Annotated in this window: 10 protein-coding genes; 8 read left to right on the top strand and 2 right to left on the bottom strand. The window is 69.6% G+C overall.

The features are described 5' to 3' along the window. The first annotated feature begins 146 nt into the window (after positions 1-146). The 6 genes from HMPREF9062_RS09020 (at position 147) to HMPREF9062_RS08995 (ending at position 8111) form a co-directional block, all read left to right on the top strand. Positions 147-983, top strand: a complete 837-nt coding sequence (locus HMPREF9062_RS09020; RefSeq protein WP_034254909.1) for an HAD hydrolase family protein — start codon at positions 147-149, stop codon at positions 981-983. Positions 984-986: 3 nt separating this feature from the next. Continuing rightward, positions 987-2861: a metallophosphoesterase family protein gene (locus tag HMPREF9062_RS09015; protein WP_253270692.1), complete on the top strand. Its 1875-nt coding sequence runs from the start codon at positions 987-989 to the stop codon at positions 2859-2861. A gap of 64 nt (positions 2862-2925) precedes the next feature. Continuing rightward, a complete protein-coding gene (locus HMPREF9062_RS09010) occupies positions 2926-3681 on the top strand; it encodes a vitamin K epoxide reductase family protein (RefSeq protein WP_009749803.1) in 756 nt (251 codons plus the stop codon). Continuing rightward, complete coding sequence (locus HMPREF9062_RS09005) at positions 3678-4406, top strand: metal-dependent transcriptional regulator (RefSeq protein ID WP_009749802.1); 729 nt, start codon at positions 3678-3680, stop codon at positions 4404-4406. Before HMPREF9062_RS09010 ends, HMPREF9062_RS09005 begins: the two co-directional genes overlap by 4 nt. A 9-nt stretch (positions 4407-4415) precedes the next feature. After that, positions 4416-4883 (top strand): HIT family protein, encoded by a 468-nt coding sequence (locus HMPREF9062_RS09000; protein WP_009749801.1) that lies wholly within the window; start codon positions 4416-4418, stop codon positions 4881-4883. A 267-nt stretch (positions 4884-5150) separates the two neighbouring features. Continuing rightward, the gene (locus HMPREF9062_RS08995; RefSeq protein WP_034254088.1) at positions 5151-8111 is read left to right on the top strand and encodes a leucine--tRNA ligase; all 2961 of its coding nucleotides are present in this window, start codon (positions 5151-5153) and stop codon (positions 8109-8111) included. Positions 8112-8159: 48 nt separating this feature from the next. Here the strand turns inward: HMPREF9062_RS08995 and HMPREF9062_RS08990 are convergent, their stop codons facing one another. Continuing rightward, on the bottom strand, positions 8160-8657 hold the full coding sequence (locus HMPREF9062_RS08990) for a hypothetical protein (RefSeq protein WP_156790012.1): 498 nt from the start codon (positions 8655-8657) through the stop codon (positions 8160-8162). Between the two features lie 258 nt (positions 8658-8915). Between HMPREF9062_RS08990 and HMPREF9062_RS08985 the strand changes: the two genes are divergently transcribed. Together HMPREF9062_RS08985 and HMPREF9062_RS08980 are read left to right on the top strand one after the other, a co-directional pair. Then, positions 8916-9425 (top strand): hypothetical protein, encoded by a 510-nt coding sequence (locus HMPREF9062_RS08985; protein WP_253270691.1) that lies wholly within the window; start codon positions 8916-8918, stop codon positions 9423-9425. Between the two features lie 157 nt (positions 9426-9582). Further along, positions 9583-10986, top strand: coding sequence for a sodium:proton antiporter (locus HMPREF9062_RS08980; protein ID WP_009749797.1), 1404 nt, complete (start codon positions 9583-9585; stop codon positions 10984-10986). 109 nt (positions 10987-11095) lie between these two features. Here the strand turns inward: HMPREF9062_RS08980 and HMPREF9062_RS08975 are convergent, their stop codons facing one another. Continuing rightward, entirely contained in the window at positions 11096-12136 is a 1041-nt protein-coding gene (locus tag HMPREF9062_RS08975) for a DUF3097 domain-containing protein (protein WP_009749796.1), read from the bottom strand. Between the last annotated feature and the right edge of the window lie 100 nt (positions 12137-12236).

Below are 12236 nucleotides of genomic sequence, written 5' to 3'. Positions count from 1 at the left end.
GGGTCGTCCCTCCGACCGCCGCGGACGCTCTCGACACGCACGGGTGGCGGCGGCTCCACCACCGATCCGTGCGACACAATGCAGCCATGGTTGACACCGCAGACACCGTAGAAGTCCCTGACGCCCTGTCCACGGCCTCGTCCGACATGGTCCCCCGCCTGGTCGCCTTCGACCTCGATGACACCCTGGCGCCCTCCAAGTCGCCTATGCCCGCGCCCATGGCCGCCGCCCTGCGCGCTCTGCTCGACGTCGTGCCCGTATGCGTCATCTCCGGCGGAAGGCTCGGCCAGTTCCGCGATCAGGTCCTGGCCCGTCTCGACGCCACCGACGAGGAGCTGGATCGCCTCCACCTCATGCCCACGTGCGGGACGCGCTACTATGTCCACGCCGCGCCTGTTCCGGCGGTGAATGGGACCGGGGGCGTCCGGACCGAGCACTCCGAGGGGGAGGACGGAAAGGGCGGGATCTGGACACTCGTCTACGCCAACGATTTGACCCCCGCCCAGGTGGAGGAGGGCTTCGCGGTCGTCGAGGCCGAGGCTCGGCGCCTGGGCCTGTGGGAGGAGCGGACGTGGGGGCCGGTCCTGGAGGATCGCGGCTCTCAGATCACTTTCTCGGCGCTGGGCCAGGAGGCGCCGCTGGACGCCAAGAAGGCCTGGGACCCCACAGGGGAGAGGAAGGGGCGGTTGCGCGACGCCGTCGCCGCCCGCCTGCCCGAACTCGAGGTCCGCTCCGGCGGCTCCACGAGCGTCGACATCACCCTCAAGGGCGTTGACAAGGCCTACGGCATGACCCATCTGGCCGCTCAGACCGGCATCGCCTTGGAGGACATGCTCTTCGTGGGCGATCGACTCGACGCCGAGGGCAACGACTACCCCGTCAAGGCGCTGGGCGTGCCCTGCCATGCCGTGACCGGGTGGGAGGACACCTCCGCCTACACGACCGCCCTGGCTGCACGGATCGCTGGGTTCCACGGGAACTGAACCGTGCCCGGGGATCAGGCCAGGCCGATGACGGCGGCGCGCGCATGGCGGTCGGCGGTCGACGCCGTCAGGGCACCGGCCGCTCGGGCGCGCGCCGCCTGCTCGCGGTGGTGGACGGGGCGCACCGTGCGCTTCCGCAAGGTCGTGCGCGCGTCCGTGCTGCTCGCCGTCACCTGCCCGGCCTGCCTGTGCGTCGGCGCGGCGACGGCCACGGCTTCCAGCCCTGTCGGCCCCCATGAGGCCCAGTGGTCGACGACCCTCGACTCGACCGTCACCCTTGACCTGGGCCCCCTGGGACAGGTCGCCCTCGACTCGCCGGCCGGGATCCTGGGGGTGAAGGTGGTTCTAGGGCGGATCCCGGGAGGGGCGGAGCCCGACGCGGCCCGCCAATCCACGCTCGGGCAGGCGCTGAGTTCCGACGGCGCCGCCTATATCGCTCTGGTCACCCATCCCGACCTCACCATCGAGCGGGGAGTGCGGGCTCTCGTCGACGACGCCTTCAGACGTGCCGGATTGATGGAGTCGGTCGTGCTGTGCCTGGTGGCCGCCGGGCGTCTGGCCGCAGGCGGCCGGCTGCGCGACGCCGTACGCGTGACCCTGGCGCACAAGACCTCCTCCGCCCTGCTGACCGTCACGGGCGTTGTAACCGTCGTGGCGCTGCTCGTGCCGGCCCTGCGCTCCGAGCCGGTGACCGGTGGCCGCCTGGAGGTGCTGGCGGGCACCCCGCTGGAGCGGGCCCGCGTCTCCGGGCGCATCGCCGACGTCGTCCAGGCCTACGGCGGGAGGGTCACCGCGTTCCTGGAGGACAACACCGCCTTCTACGATGCCGCCGGCACCAACCTGCGCAACGCCTGGGACGCCTCTCAGGCCACTGAGGGGAGGGCGGGTGCCACGGCCGCGGACGGCGCCGTTGAGACCGAGCAGCTTCACCAACGGACCGGCGGGGCGTCCGCGGCGGCCACGGCGTCCCCCGACGCCTCGCCCCCGACTGATTCCGCGTCATCGGGCGGTGATCCGTCCGGCGGCCCGATTTCCCCGCCGCTCTCGACGACGGCTGCGGACGCCGTGCGCGACCGGGGCGCCATCACCGCGGCCCTGACCACCGATCTGCACTGCAACCTCGACGTCATCGCTTTCGCCGGGCTGCTCGATGCACTGGCGGGCGCTACCGTCCACATGGACGACGGCGACCTGACCATGACAGGTTCTGAGCCCGAGCAGGTGTGCGTCGATGCCCTTCAGGACGCGGTTCCCGACGGCATCGCCCGAGTGGCGACCATCGGCAACCACGATTCGACCTTCACCGCTGAGCGCTTGCGCGCCCTCGGTTGGACGGTGACCGACGGCGACATCGAGCAGGTCGGCGGGCTGCGCGTCCTGGGTGACGTCGACCCGGACCGCAGCCCTCCCGGCGGGACCTTCCAGCGCGGCGAGGAGGACGCCACCGATGTCGGAGCGCGTCTGGCCACCGTTTCCTGCCGGAGGGCGCGCAGGGGCGGGGGGAATGATGGAGCCGATATCGTCCTCATCCACCAGCCGGCGACCTTCGGCCCCCTCGTTGAGGACGGCTGCGCTCCGCTGCTCGTGGCCGGGCACGTCCATCAGGAGCAGGGGATGAGCGTGACTCGGGGCACGAACCTCGACGTCGCCCACCTCGTCTCCGGAGCGGGTAAGGGCGGAACCTCGTTGGGGCGAGTCACGCAGGACGCCTACCTGCACGTCCTGTCCTTCGACGCCGACGGTTCCCTGCTCGCATGGCGCGCAGTGGTGCTCCACCCCGACGCGTCGGTCACCGTGGGCGCTTGGAGGCCGGTGCCCGCCCTGGGTCCCGATGCGGTGGAGGGGACGACCATCGGAGGGGACGATGAGGCACAATGAGACAGCTGCGTTCCCGCCGCACCCGATAACCCGCTGAGACGACCCGGACCACGAGGAGGTACCGATGGCGCGCGTGCCCACCGAGGCGGAGATCGACGCCATGAGCGTCGATGAACTCGACGCCTACCTCGCCGACGCTCCCAGTGGGAGGGGGGCGGTTGACGACGCGACCGGGACCCGCGGGGCCGCGCAGGACGCGGCGCCCGACGAGGCCGGTCGGGCCGCCTGGTCGATCGCCACCGGTGCGGGACGAGGCTACGCCTGGCTGCTCATTATCGGCTCCCTCATCGGGATCGCGGCCTGCTGGGAGCTTATGACCAGTGAGCTGAGACTCATCAGGCAGCCGCTGGCGAATCTGTCGTGCGACATCAACCCGCTCGTCTCGTGCGGCGACTCCCTGAACGTATGGCAGGGCAACCTGCTCGGCGTGCCCAATTCGTTCATCGGTGCGATGGCCTTCGCGGTGCTCCTGTTCGTCGGTGCGCTGCTCGCCTGCGGCCAGCGCCTGCCCCGCTGGGTGTGGTGGGGCCTGACGGCGGGGACTGTCATCGGAATCGGTTTCGTCGTGTGGTTCCTGACTGTCTCGATCCTCGCCTTCGGCAAGCTGTGCCCTTTCTGCATGGTCATCTGGGCGGTGACGATCCCGATCGCCGCACTCACCTGGGGCGAGGCCGCGCAGGGCGGTCATCTGGGCCTGACCGCCCCGGCGGCCCGGCGCCTGCACGGAGCGCGCTGGTATCTGGCCGGCGTCATGTATGTGGCCGTCGTCGTCACGATCCTGATCGCCTTCCGGGACGGCTGGGCGGCGATGCTGCGATGAGTCCCGCCGACGCGGTTCAGACCCCGACGGAGGTCTCCGCTGTGACTCAGGACTACCTCAAGGCAGTGTGGGCCGCCTCCGAGTGGGGCGGGTCGGGGGCCTCGATCACCGGCCTGGCGCGACGGATGAGGGTCGCGCCGTCCACGGCCTCGGAGAACGTGGGTCGACTGGTCGAGGCGGGTCTGCTCGAGCACGAGCCCTACAGGGCCGTCACCCTCTCCCGGCTGGGGTACCGCCTGGCCATGGGGATGGTGCGCCGCCACCGACTCCTGGAAACCTACCTGGTCGAGCGCCTCGGCCTGAGTTGGGACGAGGTGCACGCCGAGGCCGAGGTCCTCGAGCACGCCGTCTCCGAGCGGCTCCTGCGGGCGCTCGACGAGGCCCTCGATCGCCCGGTCCGCGACCCGCACGGCGACCCGATCCCCACCCCCGAGGGCCGTGTCATTCAGCCCGCGCTGTACAGCGTCGACATGATGCCGGTGGGCCAAACCGGCGTCGTGGGTCGCATCAAGGATTGCCCGCGGACCCTGCGCCGTCTCGCCCGGGCGGGCATAGGCCTGGGCACGTCGGTGACAGTGACCGACCGCGGCACCATGTCCGCCGTCGTCCTGGGGGAGAAGCGCCGCAAGGCCACCGTGGTGCGCGCCGCTCGCCCGGCCGGGCAGTCCGCCGATGAGCCCGGCGACGTCGTCCTGCCGATGGGGCACATGTGGGTGCTGGCCTAGGCTAGGGCCATGGCTGCCCCCCGAACCCCCGAGACCTCCGTCTTCACCAGGATCATCAACGGCGACATCCCCGGGCGTTTCGTCTGGGCCGATGACGTGTGCGTCGCCTTCGCCACCATCGAGCCGCAGACCCCCGGCCACGTTCTGGTCGTGCCGCGTATCGTGTTCGACTCCTACGTCGATGCCAATGACGCGACCGTCGCTCATCTGTCGGTGATCGCCAAGCGCATCGCTGCCGCCCAGGTCCGCGTCTTCGACGCCCTGCGTCCGGGCATCGTCGTCCTCGGGCTGGACGTGCCCCACCTGCACATTCACGTGCTCCCGTTGCACGAGGCCGCCGACATCGCCCCGTCTGCCGCGCGGGCGGCCGACGACGCGCAGCTCGACGAGGCGATGACCCGTCTGCGCGAGGGGCTGCGCGAGGACGGGTGGGGCCAGTTCGTGCCCGTGCGGATGGACTCGCCCGCCCTCGCCTGAGCCCCCTCTCGCCGTTCTCTTCTTCTCCGCCTTCGTTCCCGCTCCGATGCCGGCGGCAGCGGCTGGCGGTTGGGTGCAGTTCGCCGTGATCCGTGCCTCACGCCCGCGCCTCGGACGGCGCGGGGCGACGACGCGGATCGGGGATAGGCTGGGCGGCGTCAGCAGGTGCGTTCCCACTCGTCCTGCGCGAAGTCTCGCGGATACGGGCGCACCGCCGGCGCTCGATGCATGTGCATTCACGACCACGGAAGAGAAAGCGCTCCTTCGATGACGGAGAACCAAACCCCCCAGGGCGACGACGCGATGCCGATGCGCTACACGGCGGCCCTGGCCGAGACCATCGAGACCTCCTGGCAGGACCGCTGGGAGGCCGAGGGCACCTTCCATTCCGACAATCCCGTGGGCGCGCTCGCCGGGCCCCGGGCGGCCGAGGACAAGTTCTTCCTGCTCGACATGTTCCCCTACCCTTCGGGCAAGGGATTGCACGTGGGGCACCCGCTGGGCTACATCGCCACCGATGTCGTAGCCCGCTTCACCCGCATGACCGGCAGGAATGTGCTCTACACGATGGGCTACGACGCCTTCGGCCTGCCCGCGGAGCAGTACGCGGTCGCCACTGGGCAGCACCCGCGCGTCTCCACGGAGGCGAATATCGCCACCATGCGCCGCCAGCTGCGGCGTCTCGGTCTGTCCCACGACCCGCGCCGCTCCATTCAGACCATCGACACCGACTACGTGCGGTGGACGCAGTGGATCTTCCTCAAGATTTTCGGCTCCTGGTTCGATCCGGCCGCACCGCGCCGCGACGGGCGCGGCCGTGGTGCCGCCCGACCCGTGAGCGAGCTGGTGGACAAGCTGAAGAGCGGCGAGGTCCCCACACCCGACGGGAGGTCCTGGGCGGAGCTGAGCGCCGGAGAGCGAGCCGATGTCATCGACTCCCACCGGCTGGCCTACGTCTCCTCCGCACCGGTCAACTGGTGCCCGGGTCTGGGCACGGTGCTCGCCAATGAGGAGGTCACGGCCGAGGGCCGCTCCGAGAGGGGCAATTTCCCGGTTTTCAAACGCAACCTGCGTCAGTGGATGATGCGCATCACCGCTTATGCGGACCGCCTGGTCGCGGACCTGGACACGGTCGACTGGCCGGAGAAGGTCAAGCTCATGCAGCGCAACTGGATCGGCCGCTCCGAAGGCGCCGAAGTGGACTTCGCCGTCGAGGGCGCCGGGGCCGGCGGCGCCGTGACGACCCTGACCGTCTACACCACGCGCCCCGATACGCTCTTCGGCGCCACTTTCATGGTCGTGGCTCCCGAGCACCCTCTGCTGGGGGGGCTTCCGGGGGCCGGGGTCGACAACGACGCCGCGGCATTGGCCGTCCCGGCCGCCTGGCCCGAGGGCACTCGCGAAGCCTGGAAGGGCGGCCATGCCACGCCCGGGCCAGCTGTTGCCGACTACAGGGCCGTTGCCGCTGGTGCGACGCAGGCCGAGCGCACCGACGAGAGCCGCGCCAAGACCGGTGTCTTCACGGGTCTGTTCGGCGTCAACCCGGTCAACGGGCAGCGCGTGCCGATCTTCGTGGCCGACTACGTCCTCATGGGCTACGGCACCGGCGCCATCATGGCCGTGCCCGCTCATGACGATCGCGACTGGGCCTTCGCTCGCGCCTACGACCTCGATATCGTCCAGACCATCGGCCCGGCCGATGACCCGCGCGGGGTCGACCTGGCCGCGGGCGCGTTCACCGGCGACGGCGTCGCCGTCGACTGCGCGAATGAGGAGATCAGCCTGAACGGGATGAGCAAGGAGGAGGCCAAGACCGCCATGACCGCCTGGCTGGAGTCCAAGGGCGCCGGCCGTGGTGCGGTGACCTATCGCCTGCGCGACTGGCTGTTCTCCCGTCAGCGCTACTGGGGCGAGCCCTTCCCCGTCGTGTGGGACGAGGACGGTCATGCCCATGCCCTGCCGGAGACCTCCCTGCCCGTCGAGCTGCCCGAGGTCTCCGACTACTCGCCGCGCTCCTACGACCCCGACGACGCGGCTTCCTCCCTTCAGCCGCCACTGGGCAAGGCGAAGGACTGGGTCGAGGTCGAACTCGATCTGGGGGAGGGGAGACGGACCTACTACCGGGAGACCAACACGATGCCTCAGTGGGCGGGCTCGTGCTGGTACGAGCTGCGCTACATCGACCCGACCGACGAGGATGCGCTCGTCGACCCGGCCAACGAGGCCTATTGGATGGGTCCGCGCCCTGAGGCCGGCAACGTCTCCGGGGGCACGGACCTGTACGTGGGCGGCGTTGAGCACGCCGTGCTGCACCTGCTGTACTCCCGTTTCTGGCACAAGGTGCTGTTCGACCTGGGGATCGTCTCCTCCAGCGAGCCGTACCACAGACTGTTCAACCAGGGGTATGTCCAGGCCTACGCCTACACCGACTCCCGCGGCCAGTACGTGCCGGCGGACGAAGTCGAGGAGTCTTCGGCCGGGGACGGCTCCGCCGTGTTCACCTGGCGGGGGCGACCCGTCGCCCGCGAGTACGGCAAGATGGGCAAGTCCTTGAAGAACATCGTCACGCCCGACGACATGTACGCCGCTTACGGCGCGGACACCTTCCGCGTCTATGAGATGAGCATGGGGCCGTTGGATCAGGACCGGCCCTGGGATACCCGGGCCGTCGCCGGGTCCCAGCGCTTCCTGCAGCGTCTGTGGCGCAACGTCGTCGACGAGACCACCGGTGAGACGATCGTCTCGGAGGAGAGCGCCGACGAGGAGACCCGTCGCCTCGTGGCGCGCACCGTCGTGGGCGTGCGTGAGGACTATGAGGGTATGCGGTTGAACACCGCGATCGCCAAGCTCATCGTGCTCAACAATCACCTGACGGGTCTGAAGAAGGTTCCCCGCGAGGCCGTCGAGGCGCTCACCCTCATGACCTCCCCGGTCGCCCCGCACATCAGCGAGGAGATCTGGAGGCGTCTGGGGCACGAGCACTCCCTGGCTTACGAGGACTTCCCGGAGGTCGCCGACGAATCGCTGCTGGTGGCGGAGAGCGTCACCTGCGTCGTTCAGGTCAAAGGAAAAGTGCGCGACCGCCTCGAGGTCGACCCCGGCATCGATGCCGCCGAGCTGGAGAGGCTGGCCCTGGCCGCTCCCGGTGTCGTGCGCGCCCTGGACGGGCGCGACGTGCGCAAAGTGATCGTCAAGGCCCCCCGCCTGGTCAGCGTCGTTCCCCAGTAGCCGCCCGGTGGCTGCGGCGGTCGGTTTTCTCGCCGCCGCGGTCCTCGCTCATTCTCCGCTCTCTGGCCGGGCGGGGTCGGTTCGGCTCCGCGTCATAACGCGGGGATCTCCCATCAGCGCTCGCTGCTGACGGGGGAGAGCGTCGAGCTGGTGGGCGGCGTCGAGGACGTTCTGCTCGCTCATGCCGTGGGCACGGGCCTCGGCCAGCAAGGTGCGCAGGCGCGCGTACCAGTCGGCGGCACGCTTAGCCCTGATGATCGGCAGGCGCACGAGAACCCAGCATGCCAGAGCCGCTCTGATTTGAACGACGACGACTAGGCTCGGCAGGCCGGGTCTGCGGGCGCCGACCTCGCTGAGATGGAACCAGATGAGGAGCGCGATCGCGGCGATCGTGACGGTCGCGCAGATGCGGTGCCAGAGGCGAGTGGCCCGGAGGACGACCGAGTGGTGGATACGGTCGGCGAGCACCGAGACCCCGAAGGGGACCGTATCCCTGGATATGGTCAAAATCGCCCAGAGCAGGACACCGATGACGATGGTCGTCACGACCATCAACGCGGTGCAGGCGAGCGTCGGAGGCCTCCTCACGGACGAGGGACGTCGACGCGACGGGCGGCTACCCCGGCGATGCACTCACCACTGCGTTACTTACATTGTTCACGATAACACAGATAGCGCGGGGCGTCGCCGAACCCTCCCCCGTCGATCGGCGGCGCTCTGTCCTGGGCGTGGAGTGCCATTAAGGACAATCCGATTGTCCTGTTAGTCGGTTTCGCCGTCTGGATGATCCTGTGCGGGATCGGGGTGAACGGCCACTACGAGCTCAACGGAGTGCAGCACAGCTACGGTTTCGCCTGGGGAGCTCCCATCACAATCGTCGCATCGCTGTTCTCCATGATCGCTCTGGCGCATGTCTGTCTGGCGGTCGCCTCGGGACGGCGCGTCACTTTCACGGACTTCGTGACCTTCCCGAACTTCGGCCAGGCCCTCCTGACCTCCTTCCTGACCTACCTGGCCGTGGTCATCGGATCCCTCCTGTGCATCATCCCGGGCGTCGCCGCCGCATTCCTGCTCTTCTTCGCCCGGTTCATCGTCGTGGACCGGGGGACGAGCGCTGGTGACGCGATGGCCTTCTCCTACCGGATCCTGTCGGCCAACGTAGCCGACCTCTTTCCATTCGCGCTTGTGGGGTTCGTCCTCATGCTTCTGGGAATCGTCACCGTCATCGGATGGATCCTCACCTTCCCGTTGACGGCTCTCATGTCCGTTTACGCCTACGTGCGCATCCAGGGGCGTGACGTCGTCCGCTACTGACCACCCCGGTTCGGGGTCGGCGGTCTCCCGCGTGTCCGGCCACCGGAGCGGCGCCGGACGCGCTGCCGGGACGCGCGGTTCGCACGCTCCGGGGCGCGGGGCGACGTAGGCTGAGCCAGCCCAGCGGCTCGTCGCCGAACTCGATCCGAGGAGACCCATGCACCTCCAGTGGTGGTCCGTCCTGCCCTTCGCCACGATGCTGGCCTGCATCGCCGTCCTTCCGCTCGTGCCCGCCACAACCCTCTGGTGGGAGCGCCGCACTAGCCAGTTCGCCGTCGCTCTGGTCCTCGGTCTGCCCGTGGCCGTGTGGATGTGGATCGCCGGAGGCTGGCGGGTCGTGTTCGCCTCCATCGTCGAGTACGGGCAGTTCATCGCTCTGCTCCTGGCCCTCTTCATCGTCTCCGGCGGCATCTTCCTCAAGGGCGACATCGAGGCCACGCCGCGCAGCAATACCGTTTTCCTGGCCATCGGCGCCGTTCTGGCCAGTTTCGTGGGTACGACCGGCGCGGCCATGCTGCTCATCCGGCCGCTGCTCAACACGAACGCCGAACGTCGCTACCGGGTCCACACGGTCCTGTTCGCGATCTTCATCGTGGCCAACTGCGGCGGATTGCTGACACCTTTGGGCGACCCTCCTCTCTTCCTCGGGTTCTTGCGCGGCGTACCCTTCATCTGGACCCTCCGCCTGCTGCCCGAGTGGCTGTTCGTCAATGCGATGCTGTTGGCTGCCTACTTCGCGCTCGACACCTACTATCATGCGCAGGAGCCCGCCGTCTCCGTGCGTCTGGATCGCGCTGAGATCGAGCCCCTCGGCCTGCGCGGGGCCACCAACTTCGTTTGGTTCCTCGTCATCATCCTGGCCGTGGCCTTCGCCCCGTCCATCGATGTCGAGGCCATCGAGGCCGGGAGCGCCACCGTCATGAACTGGGTGCCGCTGCGCGAGATCATCATGCTCGCGGCGGCCGGCGCCTCGTACGCTCTGGGCGACAAGCGGGCGCGTTTCAGGGACAACCAGTTCGAGTGGGGGCCGATCGTCGAGGTCGCCACCCTGTTCATCGGCATCTTCTTGACCATGATCCCGGCCCTGCACTACCTCGACGAGGTGGCCGGCTCGCTGCCGCTGAATCAGGTCACATTCTTCATCTTCACCGGGGGCCTGTCCTCCGTGCTGGACAATGCCCCGACCTACGCGACCTTCTTCGAGATGGCCGGGCAGGTGGCCCATCCCGGGGGAGGAACGGTCGCCGGGGTGCCCGAGGTCTACCTCGTGTCGATCTCGCTGGGCGCGGTGCTGTGCGGGGCGATCACTTACATCGGCAACGGTCCGAACTTCATGGTCAAATCGGTGGCGGAGGGGCGTCACGTGCAGATGCCCTCCTTCGGCGGGTACATCGTCCGGACCTTCACCTATCTCGTTCCCGTCCTGGCCGCGATGGTGTGCTTGTTCATCGCCGGGCCCGGCTGGGCCAAAACGGTCGGCGCCCTCGTGACGGTGGCGCTGCTGAGCAATGACGCGCGCCTGATCCGCGCCGGCCGGCGTCTGGCTCTCGTCGACGACTGAAGTCGGGGTCGTTCGGGCTCGCGCGGGCCCCGGCACCCCGCGGCCGGCCTTCGGCGAGGTCCATCGGGCGCCCGCTCCGGGCGGGCGGGCGGAGGACGATCGACCGCCCTCAGCGCGTGCCCGGAGCGGTGACGAAGTCGATGAGCTCCTCCATGCGCCCCAGCAGGTTCGGCTCGAGATCCTTGTAGGTGCGCACCCTTCCCAGGATCCGCTGCCAGCCGCGGGCGATGTCCGTTTGGGTCTCGTGCGGCCAGCCGAGCGCCTCGAGAGTGCCGTGCTTGATGTCGGTGCCGCGCGGCACGCGGGGCCAGGTCCGCAGCCCCATGCGCTCGGGCTTGACGGCCTGCCACACGTCGACGTACGGGTGGCCGAGCACCAGGACGTTCTCGCCTCCGGGCGCCTTGCGCACGCGCTCGGCGATCCGCGATTCCTTGGAGCCGATCACGAGGTGGTCCACGAGCACGCCCGCGCGCCGTTGGGGACCCGGGCTGAAGGACGTCATGACCTCGGGGAGGTTGTCGATGCCGTCGAGCATGAGGACGACGATTCCCTCATGGCGCAGGTCGTCGCCCCACACCTTCTCCACCAGTTCGGCGTCGTGCCTGCCCTCCACCCAGATGCGCGAGGCGCGCGCGACCTTCGCCCCGCCGTCCTCGACGGCGTAGGAGCCCGACGCCGTGAGCCTGCGCCCGGCGGCGCTGACCGGGCCGCGGGGCGCGCTCGGGAGCGCAGGGGGCGGGTCGACGATGACGGGGCGGCCCTCGAGCCAGAAGCCGCCTCCTAGCGGGAAGCCGCGGCGAGTCCTCCGGCGGTCCTCCAGGACGACAATGTGGCGTCCCCCGGACTTCTCGGCCGCGACGACCGCCCCCACGAAGCCGGTCTCCCGGTCCTCCAGAACCATGCCGCGCTCCAGGACCACATGCGTGGACTCGGGGCGGAGCGCATTCGGACCCACGCGGTGGGGGTCGACGTTGAGCACATCGCCCCCGTAACGGTTCGAACCCGATGGCCGGGCGGGCGGGGAGGCGGTCTGCGGGGCTGCCGAGGGCCGCCCGCCCGAGCTCCCGCGAGCGGCCCGGGCCCGCAGAGCCTTGCGTCGTTCAACGGTCGAGCCGGGCAGGGGGCGGGAGCGGTCGGGCGTCGTGTTCACCCTGGGCACGCTAGGGGAACTTCACGTCACCTGGGCGACTGACCCGCCGGACCTCGGCGTAGGATGGCACTCACACGCCGCGAGTGCTAACCGGTATCGC

Origin of the sequence: Actinomyces sp. oral taxon 448 str. F0400 (assembly GCF_000220835.1) — a bacterium.
In the GTDB taxonomy this organism is placed as follows: Bacteria; Actinomycetota; Actinomycetes; order Actinomycetales; family Actinomycetaceae; genus Actinomyces.
This window is presented reverse-complemented; position numbering and strand designations above follow the sequence as displayed.